The sequence below is a fragment of the Pseudomonas mohnii genome (genome assembly GCF_900105115.1).
Classification (GTDB): Bacteria; Pseudomonadota; Gammaproteobacteria; order Pseudomonadales; family Pseudomonadaceae; genus Aquipseudomonas; species Aquipseudomonas mohnii.
The window spans coordinates 1,708,439-1,722,778 of sequence record NZ_FNRV01000001.1 but is presented as its reverse complement, the minus strand read 5'-3'; the positions used below and the strand labels follow the sequence as shown (position 1 = coordinate 1,722,778).

The following is a 14,340-nucleotide window of genomic DNA, read 5'->3' as shown; positions in this document are numbered from 1 at the left end:
TGCCTGTTCTGGCGGTTGCGCATGGTAGCACCGGCCTTTGGCGGCGCTCAAGAATGCGCCGTGTGGCACTCGGCCGCGCTATGCTGCACGCCATTCATTCAAGAAGGAAACCCGATTCATGGCAGGAAGCAGTTTGCTGGTGCTGATCGACGACATCGCCGCCGTACTCGATGACGTGGCGTTGATGACCAAGATGGCCGCCAAGAAGACCGCCGGCGTGCTCGGGGACGATCTGGCGCTCAATGCGCAGCAGGTCAGCGGTGTGCGTGCCGAGCGGGAAATTCCGGTGGTATGGGCGGTTGCCAAGGGCTCGTTCATCAACAAGCTGATCCTGGTGCCATCGGCGCTGGCCATCAGCGCGTTCATTCCCTGGCTGGTCACGCCATTGTTGATGGTGGGCGGTGCTTACCTGTGTTTCGAAGGTTTCGAGAAACTCGCCCATAAGTTCCTCCACAGCACGTCTGAAGACCAGGCCGAGCACGCCGAACTGGTTGAGGCGGTAGCAGACCCTGCGGTCGACCTGGTGGCGTTCGAAAAGGACAAGATCAAGGGCGCCGTTCGTACCGACTTCATCCTGTCGGCGGAAATCATTGCCATCACCCTCGGCACCGTGGCCGGTGCGCCGCTGACCCAGCAAGTGATCGTGCTCTCGGGCATTGCCATCGTCATGACCATTGGCGTCTACGGGCTCGTGGCGGGCATCGTCAAGCTCGATGATCTGGGCCTGTGGCTGACGCAAAAGCCAGGGCAGATGGCCAGACGCATCGGTGGCGGTATTCTGCGCGCGGCGCCGTACATGATGAAAAGTCTGTCGGTAATCGGCACGGCGGCGATGTTTCTCGTCGGTGGCGGCATCCTGACCCATGGTGTGCCGGTGGTGCATCACTGGATCGAGGAGGTCGGCGCGGGGGCGGGCGGTGCCGGTTTTATCGTGTCGGCGTTGCTCAATGCGGCGGCAGGGATTGTGGCAGGGGCGGTGGTGTTGGCGGGGGTGATGGCTGTCAGCAAAGTCTGGAAATGGCTGAAGGGCTGAAGCCAGGATTCCTTTCACCAGAAACGTCTACGACTGTGGGAGCGAGCTCGCTCCCACAGTCGTTTGTAGCGCCTGGATTACTCGGCAATCTGCAACTTGCGCGACTCGGTGTACACGTAGCGTACCTTCTCGTATTCGAACGGCGAGTTCAGTTGGCCATAGCGGAAACTGGTCTGGTAGCGCTTGTCGATGGCGCGCAGCACCCAGATTTCCGGATGGTTGGAGCTGACTTCTGAGACGTTCAGGTAGTTGATCGCCGACTCCGCGCTGAAGTCCACCACCAGTCCGCCGGTATCACGCAGGTTCGACGGGCCAAGGATCGGCAATACGAAATACGCACCGCCTGGCACGCCATAGAAGCCCAGGGTCTGACCAAAGTCTTCGTTCTTGCGAGGCAGCCCCATGGCGGTGGCTGGATCCCACAGGCCGGCGACGCCGATGGTAGTGTTGAGCAGCAGTCGCCCGGTGATTTCCATCGAACGTTGGCCCTTGAACTGCAACAGGCTGTTCAGCAGGTTCGGAACATCACCGAGGTTGTTGAAGAAGTTGCTGACACCCGTGCGCAAGAAACCTGGTGTGACGTAGCGATAGCCGTTGACCACTGGCAGGAACACCCACTGATCGAACCGATAGTTGAAGTGGTAGACGCGGCGGTTCCACTCTTCCAGCGGGTCATACACGTTCAATGCGCTGAGCGTGGATCGTTCGAACTCGCGCTGATCCAGGCCTGGGTTGATCTTGAGTTTGCTCAGGGGCTCTTTGAAGCCGTCACTGTCGACCACCACCGGGGCGTTGGCTTTGCTGTTGTCGGCGTTGGCCACGCCTGCACAGAGTAACGCAGCGATAAGCAGGAGGTATTTAGCCACGGAAGAACTCCAGCATGGCGTCGCTGTTGACGCGGTAGTTAAGGTTGCCGCAATGGCCGCCCAACGGATAAAGGGTCAGGCGATCGCCAAAGGTCTTGCGTAGGAAGCCGAGGTCGCCAGGGCCGAGGATCACGTCGTCGGCGTTATGCATGACGGCGATTTTCGGGCTGTCGTGCAGGTAGTCCTTCAGCGCGTACAGACTGACCTGATCGATCAGTTGCAGCAGGCTGCCGCCATCGGTGCGGGCGCGCCACATCGGAATCACCTGTTCGGTGATGTAGCAGTCGAAGTCGCACTGCAGTGCGCGCTTAAGGAAAGGCGTAAGGCTGGTGCCCTCGGTGATCGGGTACTTGGGTGGGGTAATCAGGCCCCGGCGGTTGATCAGGTCAGAGGTGAAGGCAATGTCGGCCGCCGAGAAGCGGAACGTAGTGCCGATCAACATGGCCATCTGTTCGTTGCTCAGGTGCTGCTTGGACTGCTGGAAGTCGTAGAGCAGTGCATCGTTGAGATCGATATAGCCTTTTTGCTGGAAGTAGCGGGTCAGTTTGTTCAGCACCAGCTCGTAGAACGTGGTGGTGTTGTTGATGCCCTTGACCTCGGTCTGCACCAGTTTGTCGAGGTTGGTGATCGAGGTGTAGAGATTCACCGGCGGATTGAGCAGAAGGACTTTCTTGAAGTTGAAGCTGCGGCGGGTCTCGTCCAGGTGCGCGACGAAGGCCGCATCCAGGGCGCCCAGGCTGTAGCCGCTCAGGTAGTAATCGGTCACGGGGACGCCGGGGTTTTGTGCACGTACGGCTTGCATCACCCGGTACATATCTTCGGCATCTTCCTTGGTGATGCCCGGCGTGGCGAAGCGTGAGGCGGCACTGATGAAGTCGAAGCTGGTGGGCGACGACAGTTGCACCACGTGATAGCCGGCCTTGTAGTAGAGCTTTTTCAGGTATTCGTTAATGCTGCTGTCATAGCGTGCGCCGGTGCCGGCGATCAGGAAGATCAGCGGTGCGGCTTTATCCTGGGTGGCAATGCGGTAAGTGAGTTTCTTTACCGCCCAGAAGTTGTCCGGCAAGCTGAATGCCCGCTCTGGGCGCAAGGTCATGCTGCGATCCGACTGATGGATGTCGTCGTCCAGCGGCAGCTCCGGGCGCAAGTCCGGTGGCGTCGTGGCAATGGTCGCCTCGAACGGGTTGGTCAAGGGGTAGCCATAACTGGCGGCGTCGATATCGACCGCCATTGCGGACGCACTTAGTATCAGGCCGCCAAACAGGGCAGCGAAGCGCAAGGAACGGAGCATGACTGGATCCCTTAAAAAAGGTGTCGAATGAAGTTCGCAGGCTATGACCATTGAATTTGCGCCAAAGTGCCACGCATCGGCACCAAACAGGCTTAATTTCGAAGTAATAGTAGCTGGACGATACACTTTGCAGCGATTGAATGACCAGTTAACTGTTGTTAGCGCTTGCGTAAGGCTGTCGGGCGATTAAGCTGGCCGCCGTTTTTCGCTTATTGGAGTGCTTCATGTCCCGTCGTCTGCCCGTGATTTTGCTGCTTGTTTTGCTGCCTGTATGGCTGGCCGCCAGTTATGGCGCGCGTTACGGCTTCATGGAGGATGCGCAATGGGTAGGCATCTGCGTGGATGAGGCGAGTCGTTGGGAATGCCAGGTCCGTTCGAATCTGGGTCTGATGATTCACTTCAATGTATTGGGCTGGAGTGCGTTGGCGGCTGCGGTGATCGGCTTCTTGCTGCCGGGGAGGGCAGGTTGGTGGTTGGCGGTGCTGGCGCTGGTGTTCGGGTTTCCTGCACTGGCGTTATACAACACGACCCTGGCTGTTTTTGCGGTGGTGATTGCCGGGTTGCGGTTGGTGCGTGCATCGCGCACTGCCTGATAAATCGTCAACGCGGGCAAGCCCGCCTCCACAGTGGGTTTCAGTGAATACGGAGTCTACGTAAGACAAAGATTCCTGTGGGAGCGTGGCTTGCCCGCGATGAGGCCAATAAAGGCGCTAAAGATCAGCGTTTGCGTACCCGCAAGCAGCGCCACAACGCGGCTACCATCAACACGCTCACCAGCGCCCAGCCCCAGGCCTGCTGGTTCTGCAAACCCTCGCGATACAGTTGTGGCGCAATACCGGCACCGATGATGAAGGTCAGCAGGGCGATTTCGCGGCGCGGCACATTGACTGGACGGCACAGATAAACCAATGCTGGCACGATGAATGCGACGCTCGGGAAGCTGCGATAACGCGGATCGAACACCAGTTCCAGCATCATCACTGCAGCAGCAAACCCTGTGGTCGCCACCCACCAACCCGCTCGTCGTTCCAGCCCATTGAACGCCCATCCACGCCAACCGGTGCGCGGGCTCAGGGTCAACGCCGCATGGGCCAGCACCAACAGATTCAACGCTGTCAGCAAGGCAACCCAAAGCCATTCACTGCCAAAGCGCGTGGTGACCCGCGCCAGGTCACCCCAGGCACCTATCGCGCAGGCGGCCAAGGCCCCCAGCAGCGGCAATACCAGCGCAGCGCGAGTGCTGCGCACGCGACCGCCAAGGATCAGCGTACCGAGGAAGATCAAGCCACCGGCCATCAGCCACTGCGACCAGTACGGCACGTTCGTCACCGGCCCGGCCAGCACGCCCTTGTCCTGACGATCGGCATCGAACAGTCCCCAGTAGCCGCCGACTGCACCTTCGCTGGCGCGCTTCCACGGTTGGTCGAAGGCTTCGATCAGGTTGTAGTGCCAGCCCTGTTGCTGGGCCATGGCGACGAAGCCGCGAATGAACTTGGCCTCGTTGACCCGGCTCGGCAAAGCGGTTTCACGCTGGCGGCCCTCGCTTGGCCAGCCCGTCTCGCCAATCATCACGTCCTTGGGCGCGAATTTGTTGCCGAACACCTGGCGCACTTCGGCCACATGTTGCAGGGCAGCGTCGATGTTCGAAGGATCGTCCTCCCAATAGGGCAGCAAATGGATGGTGAGGAAATCCACGGCTGGCGCGATTTCCGGGTGCTTGAGCCAGAACTCCCAGACATCGGCATAAGTGACAGGCTGTTTGACATGGCTTTTGACTTTATTAATAAGCTTCGCCAGCTGCGCGCCGGTGACTTCCTTGCGCAGCAGGGTTTCGTTGCCGACGATGACCGCGCTCACCACATCCGGGTTGGCGTTGGCCGAGGCAATCAACAGGTCGACTTCTTTTTCGGTGTCCACCGGATTGCTGTTGACCCAGGCGCCGATCATCAGCTTCAACCCGTGCTTGCGCGCGAGGTCCGGCAGCGCCTCAAGACCGGTCATCGAGTAGGTGCGAATGCACTCGAAACGGGTCGCCAGCAGGGCGAGGTCGGCGTCCATGCGCTCGGGGCGCAGTTTGAACGGCTGATCGAACGGCGACTGGTCCTTGTCGAAGGGGGTGTAGGAGGCGCATTGCAGCTTGTGCGTCGCGCTGGCGACGTCCGGCAGAATCACCGGTTTGCCGAGGCCGTACCAGAAACCACTCAGGGCAAAGATGCCCAGCAGGCAGGCGAATAGATAAGCGAACAAAGGGAAGCGAGATGTCGCAGGCATGATCAGGCCGTCTGGGAGCAAAGCGGCGCATGTTACCTGCATTTGCCGTGTGCTTGGTGGCCCGCATAATTTTGACATGCAAAGTTCGGGCGGATGGAGCGGTGAGTTTGCGGTGCCACGGATTAATGGCTTTCTGATGTCGTTTCTCGATGTCTTGAGGTCGCTGGCAGAGCAGGTCGCCCTTGTCGTCAGGTTGATTATCGGAGGTGTCAGTACCCTCGTTGATAAACGCGCTGATGATCGAACGGGTTTGCGGTGGGCGTGATGGGGGCGCTGTGCACCATAACAATACGTTGACGCGACTCGGCACCCGTCGAGCGCAGCACTTTCGGGGAAGTAACGATGAAGATGCGACGACTTTTAGGTGCAAGTGCCGCTCTGGTACTTGCGATTGGCTCCACATTCGCCAATGCCGAGAGCAAGACCCTGAGCATCGGTTACGTTGACGGTTGGTCCGACAGCGTCGCGACCACTCACGTAGCGGCAGAAGTGATCAAGCAGAAACTCGGTTATGACGTGAAGCTGCAAGCCGTTGCGACCGGGATCATGTGGCAAGGCGTGGCAACCGGCAAACTCGACGCCATGCTGTCGGCCTGGCTACCGGTGACGCATGGCGATTACTGGGCCAAGAACAAAGATCAAGTGGTCGACTACGGTCCGAACTTCAAGGACGCGAAAATCGGTCTGATCGTGCCGGAGTACGTCAAAGCCAAGTCGCTGGCTGATTTGAAAACCGATGAAAGCTTCAAGAATCGCATCGTCGGCATCGATGCAGGATCGGGTGTCATGCTCAAGACCGAGCAGGCGATCAAGGACTACGACCTGACCGGCTATCAACTCAAGGCCAGTTCCGGCGCCGGCATGATTGCCGAACTGACCCGTGCCGAGAAGAAAAACGAATCCATCGCCGTTACCGGTTGGGTGCCGCACTGGATGTTCGCCAAATGGAAACTGCGCTTCCTGGAAGACCCGAAGGGTGTTTATGGCGCGGCTGAAACCGTGAACAGCATCGGCAGCAAGGAACTGGCAACTAAAGCACCTGAAGTGGCCAAGTTCCTGAAGAACTTCCAATGGGCCTCGAAAGACGAAATCGGTGAAGTCATGTTGGCGATCCAGGATGGTGCCAAGCCAGAAGTCGCCGCAAAAGAATGGGTGGCGAAACACCCGGAGCGTGTTGCCGACTGGACCAAGTAATAGCGAAGCAAGCGTCTAATCCGCGCAATGCAGGGTCGCCCGATATCCAAGTCGGGCGGCCCTTTTTATTTCTGAAGGATTAACGTCGTGTGACGGCTGTTTTTTATCGGCCGGAAATTGGCGAAAACGTCATGTCGTTCTAAGACTAAGGTCGTCTGGAACCTGGCTCGCAGCCGCTTACAGTGGATATCGTTCCAACTAAATCTGTGCTGCGAGGATAAAAACAATGAACGACAGCATTTACCTCTCGATTCAAAACAGCCCGCGATTCAAGGAGCTGGTTAGCAAGAGAGAACGATTCGCCTGGATTCTTTCGGCGATCATGCTAGGGCTTTACTCCGGATTCATCCTTTTGATTGCCTATGGGCCGCATATTCTGGGTGCGAAAATCAGCCCAGAGTCTTCGATTACCTGGGGCATACCGATTGGCGTCGGGCTGATTATTTCGGCCTTCGTACTGACCGGCATCTACGTACGACGCGCCAATGGCGAATTCGACGACCTGAACAATGCGATTCTCAAGGAGGCTCAGCAATGATCCGGCGTCTAATGGCTCTATTGAGCATCGCAGCTTTTGCACCTGGCGCCTGGGCAGCCGAAGCCCTGACCGGCGAAGTGCATAAACAACCGCTGAACGTTCCCGCGATTCTGATGTTCGTGGTGTTCGTCGGCGCGACCCTGTGCATCACCTACTGGGCTTCCAAGCGCAACAAGTCGGCGGCTGACTACTATGCGGCGGGTGGCAATATCACCGGTTTGCAGAATGGTCTGGCGATTGCCGGTGACTACATGTCCGCAGCGTCCTTCCTGGGTATTTCCGCCCTGGTGTTCACCTCCGGCTACGATGGCCTGATCTACTCGATCGGCTTTCTGGTGGGCTGGCCGATCATTCTGTTCCTGATCGCCGAGCGCCTGCGTAACCTGGGTAAGTACACCTTTGCCGACGTGGCGTCCTACCGCCTCGGGCAAACCCAGATCCGCACGCTGTCTGCTTGTGGTTCGCTGGTGGTGGTGGCGTTTTACCTGATCGCGCAAATGGTCGGTGCCGGCAAGCTGATCCAGTTGCTGTTCGGTCTCGACTACTACGTTGCAGTGATCCTGGTGGGTATCCTGATGTGCATGTACGTGCTGTTTGGCGGCATGCTGGCAACCACCTGGGTGCAAATCATCAAGGCGGTGTTGCTGCTGTCCGGTGCCTCGTTCATGGCGCTGATGGTGATGAAGCACGTCAACTTTGACTTCAACATGCTGTTTTCCGAGGCGATCAAGGTTCACCCTAAAGGTGAGGCGATCATGAGCCCGGGCGGTCTGGTGAAGGATCCGATCTCGGCGTTCTCCCTCGGCCTGGCACTGATGTTCGGTACCGCTGGCCTGCCGCACATCCTGATGCGCTTCTTCACCGTGAGTGACGCGAAAGAAGCTCGCAAGAGCGTGCTGTATGCAACGGGCTTCATTGGCTACTTCTACATCCTGACCTTCATCATTGGCTTCGGCGCGATCCTGCTGGTCAGCACCAATCCTGCGTTTAAAGATGCGGCGGGTGCGCTGTTGGGCGGCAACAACATGGCGGCGGTGCACCTGGCCAACGCGGTCGGTGGCAGTATTTTCCTGGGCTTCATCTCGGCGGTAGCCTTTGCGACCATTCTGGCAGTGGTTGCCGGTTTGACACTGGCCGGTGCTTCGGCGGTGTCTCATGACCTGTACGCCAGTGTGATCAAGAAGGGCAAGGCCAACGACAAGGACGAAATCCGGGTCTCGAAAATCACCACCGTCATTTTGGGCGTGCTGGCGATCGGTCTGGGTATTTTGTTCGAAAGCCAGAACATCGCATTCATGGTAGGCCTGGCGTTCTCCATTGCGGCGAGCTGTAACTTCCCTGTACTGCTGCTTTCGATGTACTGGAAGAAGTTGACCACTCGGGGTGCGATGGTCGGTGGCTGGTTGGGTCTGATCAGTGCAGTTGGTTTGATGGTGCTCGGTCCAACCATCTGGGTGCAGATCCTGCACCACGAGAAGGCCATCTTCCCTTACGAGTACCCGGCGTTGTTCTCGATGATCATTGCCTTCATCGGCATCTGGTTCTTCTCGATTACCGACAAGTCGGCAGCGGCGGACAACGAACGGGCGCTGTTCTTCCCGCAATTCGTTCGCTCGCAGACCGGTCTGGGCGCGAGTGGGGCGGTTTCGCACTAAGGCTTGATGCTTTTATATAAGTAACGCAGTTGTAAAAGATGCCCCGGTCGAAAGATCGGGGCATTTTTTATGGGGCGGTGATCGCCCGATTCCGTGATTGTCCCCCCCCAATAGGAATGTAGGTGCGAACTTGCTCGCGAAAACGTGCGGGTAGCTCGAGCGGTCAGACAGGGCGCGTTATCGTGGGTGTCCATCGCGAGCAGGCTCGCTCCTGCAGGGGGCGGTTAATTTCCCGGGGTGTCCCACCATTGCTGGCGAGTCAGCTCCCACGGAGGTGACGTTACGGCAGGGGCAGGGGCTAGAGTGCTTGGTGACTGGGTCGCCCGTTGTAAGGGTGGAGCCCGGGGTGGCTGTCGCCGAAGAAATGGATATGTACACAACAAGCGCACAAACAAAAACGGCCTCTATTTTCATAGAGGCCGTTTGCGGGACGGTCAAGACGCTACAGCAAGACAGGTCTTACTTGCGGTCTTCCAGCTTGGTGATGTCACGCGACTCGTAGCCGGTGTACAGCTGGCGCGGGCGGCCGATCTTGTACGGGCTGGAGAGCATTTCTTTCCAGTGGGAGATCCAGCCGACAGTCCGCGCCAGGGCGAAGATCACGGTGAACATGCTGGTTGGAATGCCGATTGCCTTGAGGATGATCCCCGAGTAGAAGTCGACGTTCGGGTACAGCGAGCGCTCGATGAAGTACGGGTCGGTCAGGGCGATCTCTTCCAGGCGCATGGCTAGTTCGAGTTGCGGATCGTTCTGGATACCCAGTTCCTTCAACACTTCGTCGCAGGTCTTCTTCATGACGGTAGCGCGTGGGTCGCGGTTTTTGTAAACGCGGTGCCCGAAACCCATCAGCTTGAACGGATCGTTCTTGTCCTTGGCCTTGGCAATGAACTTGTCGATGTTGGAAACATCGCCAATTTCATCGAGCATGGTCAGAACGGCCTCGTTGGCGCCGCCGTGGGCAGGGCCCCACAGTGCAGCGATACCGGCGGCGATACAGGCGAACGGGTTGGCACCCGAAGAACCGGCAAGACGTACGGTAGAGGTCGATGCGTTCTGCTCGTGGTCGGCGTGGAGGATGAAGATCCGGTCCATGGCCTTGGCGAGTACCGGGCTGATCGGTTTGATCTCGCACGGAGTGTTGAACATCATGTGCAGGAAGTTTTCCGCGTACGACAGGTCGTTGCGCGGGTACATCATGGGTTGGCCCATGGAGTACTTGTAAACCATCGCTGCCAGGGTTGGCATCTTGGCAACCAGGCGGATCGCGGAAATTTCGCGATGCTGCGGGTTATTGATGTCCAGGGAGTCGTGGTAGAAGGCCGAGAGGGCGCCGACTACACCGCACATGACGGCCATCGGGTGAGCGTCGCGACGGAAACCGTTGAAGAAGGTCTTCAGCTGTTCGTGAACCATGGTGTGGTTCTTGACGGTGCTGACGAACTGGGCCTTTTGTTCTGCGGTCGGCAATTCGCCGTTGAGCAGCAGATAGCAGGTTTCCAGATAGTCCGACTTTTCAGCCAACTGTTCGATCGGATAGCCGCGGTGCAGCAGAATGCCGTTGTCGCCGTCGATATAGGTGATCTTCGACTCGCAGGAGGCGGTCGACATGAAACCAGGGTCAAAGGTGAAACGGCCCGTGGCCGTCAGGCCCCGAACATCGATAACATCGGGACCAACGGTGCCGGTTAAAATGGGCAGCTCGACGGGGGCTGCGCCCTCGATGATCAACTGCGCTTTTTTGTCAGCCATGTGGCCTCCTATTTATGCTTGAAATCATCAGACAGACCCCCCACGCAGGGCCCGCACCACTATAGTGAGATAAATTCGAATGTCAATTTGCCTAAAGTCTTGCTCCAGAAGGCTTTAACCGGACTTTTTTCTCGAAATTGCCTGCCATTTACGCCTTTTATGTCAGATGCGCAATCCGCTGTTTGGGTGAGGTGATTGCGTTGTCATTAGTAGCCTAACTGTCTATACTCGGCCACCGACCGCCAAGGGCTTTTGGGCTTGCTTTATTGGGGGTCGCCTCCCTGGGTGGTGGTTACCTGACCAGTGCACTCCCCAACAACTTTGCCCTGATTGTTAGGGGCTCTTCAGTGTGAAAAAAAAGCCGTGAAAAGCCAACGACCTGTAAACCTAGACCTAAGGACCATCAAACTCCCAGTCACTGCTTACACGTCCATTCTTCACCGTATATCCGGCGTCATCCTCTTCGTGTGCCTTGCCATCATGCTTTACGCATTGGACAAGTCGCTGAGCTCCGAGGAAGGCTTCGGTCAGGTGAAAGCGTGTCTGACCAGTCCGCTAGCGAAGCTAGTGATTTGGGGCATTCTGTCCGCTCTGCTGTATCACTTGGTTGCCGGTGTGCGCCACTTGATCATGGACATGGGCATCGGTGAGACGCTGGAAGGCGGCAAGCTGGGCTCGAAAATCGTTATCGCCGTCTCCGTGGTGGTAATCGTTCTGGCAGGAGTTTGGATATGGTAACTAACGTCACGAACCTGTCGCGTTCGGGCCTCTATGACTGGATGGCGCAACGTGTGTCTGCGGTCGTTCTCGCGGCTTACTTCATCTTTCTGATCGGATACGTCGTTGCCCACCCGGGCCTCGGCTATGCCCAGTGGCATGAACTGTTCGCCAATAACTGGATGCGTATCTTCAGTCTCCTGGCCCTCGTTGCCCTTGGCGCTCACGCCTGGGTCGGCATGTGGACCATCGCGACCGACTACCTGACGCCAATGGCGTTCGGCAAGTCCGCGACTGCTATACGTTTCCTTTTCCAGGCAGTATGCGGCGTTGCGATGTTCGCTTACTTCGTCTGGGGTGTGCAGATTCTCTGGGGTATCTGAGTCATGGCTAACATTCCAACGATTTCTTTCGACGCCATCATCATTGGTGGTGGCGGTGCTGGCATGCGCGCTGCGCTGCAACTGGCACAAGGCGGTCACAAGACTGCCGTAATCACCAAGGTTTTCCCGACGCGTTCGCACACCGTATCGGCACAGGGTGGCATCACCTGCGCCATCGCGTCTGCGGATCCGAACGATGACTGGCGCTGGCACATGTACGATACCGTCAAGGGTTCCGACTATATCGGTGACCAGGACGCTATCGAATACATGTGTCAGGAAGGCCCGGCTGCAGTTTTCGAACTGGACCACATGGGTCTGCCGTTCTCCCGTACCGAAACCGGCCGCATCTACCAGCGTCCGTTCGGCGGTCAGTCCAAGGACTACGGTAAGGGCGGCCAGGCTGCACGTACCTGCGCGGCATCCGACCGTACCGGTCACGCCCTGCTGCACACCCTTTATCAGGGCAACCTGAAAGCCGGTACCACGTTCCTGAACGAGTACTACGCTGTCGATCTGGTAAGAAACCAGAAAGGCGAGTTCGTCGGCGTTATCGCCATCTGCATCGAAACCGGCGAAACCACCTACATCCGTGCCAAGGCTACCGTTCTGGCCACTGGTGGTGCAGGTCGTATCTACGCGTCCACCACCAACGCCCTGATCAACACCGGTGACGGCGTCGGCATGGCTCTGCGTGCTGGCGTTCCGGTGCAAGACATCGAAATGTGGCAGTTCCACCCGACCGGCATCGCCGGCGCCGGTGTACTGGTGACCGAAGGTTGCCGTGGTGAAGGTGGTTACCTGATCAACAAGCACGGCGAGCGTTTCATGGAGCGTTATGCTCCGAACGCCAAAGACCTGGCGGGTCGTGACGTTGTTGCCCGTTCGATGGTTAAAGAGATCATTGCCGGTAACGGCTGTGGCCCGAACGGCGACCACGTGATGCTCAAACTCGACCACCTGGGCGAGGAAGTGCTGCACAGCCGTCTGCCAGGCATCTGCGAACTGTCGAAAACGTTTGCTCACGTTGACCCGGTGGTTGCTCCGGTTCCGGTTGTTCCGACCTGCCACTACATGATGGGCGGCGTTGCCACCAACATTCACGGTCAGGCGATGACTCAGGACGCCAACGGCGTAGATACCATCATCCCTGGTCTGTTCGCTGTAGGCGAAGTGGCTTGCGTATCGGTTCACGGTGCCAACCGCCTGGGCGGTAACTCGTTGCTCGACCTGGTGGTCTTCGGCCGTGCGGCCGGTCTGCACCTGGAAAAAGCGCTGACCGACGGTATCGAATACGACGACGCCACCGACGCCGACATCACTGCGGCCCTGGCTCGTCTGTCCGCTCTGAACGCGCGTACCGATGGCGAAGACGTGGCAACCCTGCGTCGCGAGCTGCAAAGCTGCATGCAGAACTACTTCGGTGTATTCCGTACTGGCGAATACATGCAGAAGGGTATTGCCCAGCTGGCTGATCTGCGCAAGCGCATCGCCAACGTCAAGATCAACGACAAGTCGCAGGCGTTCAACACTGCGCGTATCGAAGCTCTGGAACTGCAAAACCTTCTGGAAGTGGCTGAAGCTACCGCCATCGCTGCCGAAGTGCGTAAAGAGTCCCGCGGTGCTCACGCCCGTGAAGACTTCGAAGACCGTGACGACGAAAACTGGCTGTGCCACACCCTGTACTTCCCGGGTGAGAAACGCGTCGCCAAGCGTGCCGTAAACTTCTCGCCGAAAACTGTTCCGACTTTTGAACCTAAGATTCGGACTTATTAAGGGTGGCCGCCATGTTGCAAGTCAGTGTTTATCGTTACAACCCTGATCAGGACGCTGCGCCGTTCATGCAGGATTTCCAGGTTGATACCGGTGGTAAAGACCTGATGGTGCTGGACGTACTGGCCCTGATCAAAGAGCAGGACGAAGGTTTCTCCTATCGTCGCTCTTGCCGTGAAGGTGTTTGCGGTTCCGACGGCATGAACATCAACGGCAAAAACGGTCTGGCGTGCATCACGCCGCTGTCCGCCGTTGTAAAAGGTAACAAGTTGATCATTCGTCCTCTGCCAGGTTTGCCGGTTATCCGTGACCTGGTCGTCGATATGAGCATCTTCTACAAGCAATACGAGAAGGTTAAGCCTTACCTGCAGAACGACACGCCGGCTCCGGCCATCGAACGTCTGCAGTCCCCTGAAGAGCGTGAAAAGCTCGACGGTCTGTACGAGTGCATCCTGTGCGCTTGCTGCTCGACCTCTTGCCCGTCCTTCTGGTGGAACCCGGACAAGTTCCTGGGTCCAGCTGCACTGCTGCAAGCGTATCGCTTCCTGGCAGACAGCCGTGACACCAAGACGTCCGAGCGTCTGGCTTCGCTGGATGACCCGTTCAGCGTATTCCGCTGCCGCGGGATCATGAACTGCGTCAACGTTTGTCCGAAGGGCCTGAACCCGACTAAGGCCATCGGTCACATTCGTAACATGCTGCTTTCCAGCGGCGTGTGATTCAGCTGCTGTACCCGTAGGACCGCTGTACCCGTGGATGCTACGGTGCAGGCTTCAACCGGCACCGTAGTTTTAACCTGAGCAGCAGCTCATAAAGCTGCCGCTCTTATTTTGAAGAAATGAGACAAGCAGGGGCATCCGGGCTGGTACC

General features: G+C 57.9%; 13 protein-coding genes. 9 read left to right on the top strand and 4 right to left on the bottom strand.

What is annotated here, in order from left to right:
- Positions 1–118 precede the first annotated feature (118 nt).
- Positions 119–1,033 (top strand): DUF808 domain-containing protein, encoded by a 915-nt coding sequence (locus tag BLV61_RS08100; RefSeq protein WP_090464075.1) that lies wholly within the window; start codon positions 119–121, stop codon positions 1,031–1,033.
- A gap of 77 nt (positions 1,034–1,110) precedes the next feature.
- On the opposite strand, the gene BLV61_RS08095 is transcribed toward BLV61_RS08100, so the two are convergent.
- Both BLV61_RS08095 and BLV61_RS08090 read right to left on the bottom strand, forming a co-directional pair.
- A complete protein-coding gene (locus BLV61_RS08095) occupies positions 1,111–1,899 on the bottom strand; it encodes an MlaA family lipoprotein (protein ID WP_047531903.1) in 789 nt (262 codons plus the stop codon).
- Positions 1,892–3,190 carry a serine/threonine protein kinase gene (locus tag BLV61_RS08090; protein WP_090464070.1) on the bottom strand — a complete coding sequence of 433 codons (1,299 nt, stop codon included), beginning with the start codon at positions 3,188–3,190 and terminating at the stop codon, positions 1,892–1,894. The genes BLV61_RS08095 and BLV61_RS08090 overlap by 8 nt, the downstream gene beginning before the upstream one ends.
- A 224-nt stretch (positions 3,191–3,414) precedes the next feature.
- Here BLV61_RS08090 and BLV61_RS08085 point away from each other — a divergent pair, with 224 nt between their 5' ends.
- The gene (locus tag BLV61_RS08085; protein ID WP_047531899.1) at positions 3,415–3,783 is read left to right on the top strand and encodes a hypothetical protein; all 369 of its coding nucleotides are present in this window, start codon (positions 3,415–3,417) and stop codon (positions 3,781–3,783) included.
- A 124-nt stretch (positions 3,784–3,907) separates the two neighbouring features.
- On the opposite strand, the gene BLV61_RS08080 is transcribed toward BLV61_RS08085, so the two are convergent.
- Positions 3,908–5,503 carry a glycoside hydrolase family 17 protein gene (locus BLV61_RS08080; protein ID WP_090464067.1) on the bottom strand — a complete coding sequence of 532 codons (1,596 nt, stop codon included), beginning with the start codon at positions 5,501–5,503 and terminating at the stop codon, positions 3,908–3,910.
- A 300-nt stretch (positions 5,504–5,803) separates the two neighbouring features.
- Between BLV61_RS08080 and BLV61_RS08070 the strand changes: the two genes are divergently transcribed.
- The 3 genes from BLV61_RS08070 (at position 5,804) to BLV61_RS08060 (ending at position 8,848) form a co-directional block, all read left to right on the top strand.
- Positions 5,804–6,655, top strand: a complete 852-nt coding sequence (locus tag BLV61_RS08070; protein ID WP_090464064.1) for a glycine betaine ABC transporter substrate-binding protein — start codon at positions 5,804–5,806, stop codon at positions 6,653–6,655.
- Between the two features lie 226 nt (positions 6,656–6,881).
- Positions 6,882–7,193, top strand: coding sequence for a DUF485 domain-containing protein (locus tag BLV61_RS08065; RefSeq protein WP_047531893.1), 312 nt, complete (start codon positions 6,882–6,884; stop codon positions 7,191–7,193).
- Positions 7,190–8,848 (top strand): cation acetate symporter, encoded by a 1,659-nt coding sequence (locus BLV61_RS08060; RefSeq protein ID WP_047531891.1) that lies wholly within the window; start codon positions 7,190–7,192, stop codon positions 8,846–8,848. Before BLV61_RS08065 ends, BLV61_RS08060 begins: the two co-directional genes overlap by 4 nt.
- Before the next feature lie 459 nt (positions 8,849–9,307).
- Here the strand turns inward: BLV61_RS08060 and gltA are convergent, their stop codons facing one another.
- Positions 9,308–10,597, bottom strand: a complete 1,290-nt coding sequence (gene gltA, locus BLV61_RS08055) for a citrate synthase (protein WP_090464061.1) — start codon at positions 10,595–10,597, stop codon at positions 9,308–9,310.
- 363 nt (positions 10,598–10,960) lie between these two features.
- Here gltA and sdhC point away from each other — a divergent pair, with 363 nt between their 5' ends.
- Genes sdhC through BLV61_RS08035 form a run of 4 tightly spaced genes read left to right on the top strand, consistent with a single transcriptional unit; the run spans position 10,961 to position 14,189 of the window.
- The gene (gene sdhC / locus BLV61_RS08050) at positions 10,961–11,335 is read left to right on the top strand and encodes a succinate dehydrogenase, cytochrome b556 subunit (RefSeq protein WP_016773673.1); all 375 of its coding nucleotides are present in this window, start codon (positions 10,961–10,963) and stop codon (positions 11,333–11,335) included.
- Complete coding sequence (sdhD, locus tag BLV61_RS08045; RefSeq protein ID WP_047531886.1) at positions 11,329–11,697, top strand: succinate dehydrogenase, hydrophobic membrane anchor protein; 369 nt, start codon at positions 11,329–11,331, stop codon at positions 11,695–11,697. Before sdhC ends, sdhD begins: the two co-directional genes overlap by 7 nt.
- A gap of 3 nt (positions 11,698–11,700) precedes the next feature.
- Complete coding sequence (sdhA, locus tag BLV61_RS08040; RefSeq protein WP_047531884.1) at positions 11,701–13,473, top strand: succinate dehydrogenase flavoprotein subunit; 1,773 nt, start codon at positions 11,701–11,703, stop codon at positions 13,471–13,473.
- A gap of 11 nt (positions 13,474–13,484) precedes the next feature.
- Positions 13,485–14,189, top strand: coding sequence for a succinate dehydrogenase iron-sulfur subunit (locus BLV61_RS08035; RefSeq protein WP_047538970.1), 705 nt, complete (start codon positions 13,485–13,487; stop codon positions 14,187–14,189).
- Positions 14,190–14,340 lie beyond the last annotated feature (151 nt).

Excerpts from the sequence above, each read along its gene's own strand:
- BLV61_RS08100 (WP_090464075.1), top strand. The coding sequence starts at position 119 with ATGGCAGGAAGCAGTTTGCTGGTGCTGATCGACGACATCGCCGCCGTA.
- BLV61_RS08090 (WP_090464070.1), bottom strand. The coding sequence starts at position 3,190 with ATGCTCCGTTCCTTGCGCTTCGCTGCCCTGTTTGGCGGCCTGATACTA.
- BLV61_RS08085 (WP_047531899.1), top strand. The coding sequence starts at position 3,415 with ATGTCCCGTCGTCTGCCCGTGATTTTGCTGCTTGTTTTGCTGCCTGTA.
- BLV61_RS08080 (WP_090464067.1), bottom strand. The coding sequence starts at position 5,503 with ATGCAGGTAACATGCGCCGCTTTGCTCCCAGACGGCCTGATCATGCCT.
- BLV61_RS08070 (WP_090464064.1), top strand. The coding sequence starts at position 5,804 with ATGAAGATGCGACGACTTTTAGGTGCAAGTGCCGCTCTGGTACTTGCG.
- BLV61_RS08065 (WP_047531893.1), top strand. The coding sequence starts at position 6,882 with ATGAACGACAGCATTTACCTCTCGATTCAAAACAGCCCGCGATTCAAG.
- BLV61_RS08060 (WP_047531891.1), top strand. The coding sequence starts at position 7,190 with ATGATCCGGCGTCTAATGGCTCTATTGAGCATCGCAGCTTTTGCACCT.
- gltA (WP_090464061.1), bottom strand. The coding sequence starts at position 10,597 with ATGGCTGACAAAAAAGCGCAGTTGATCATCGAGGGCGCAGCCCCCGTC.
- sdhD (WP_047531886.1), top strand. The coding sequence starts at position 11,329 with ATGGTAACTAACGTCACGAACCTGTCGCGTTCGGGCCTCTATGACTGG.
- sdhA (WP_047531884.1), top strand. The coding sequence starts at position 11,701 with ATGGCTAACATTCCAACGATTTCTTTCGACGCCATCATCATTGGTGGT.
- BLV61_RS08035 (WP_047538970.1), top strand. The coding sequence starts at position 13,485 with ATGTTGCAAGTCAGTGTTTATCGTTACAACCCTGATCAGGACGCTGCG.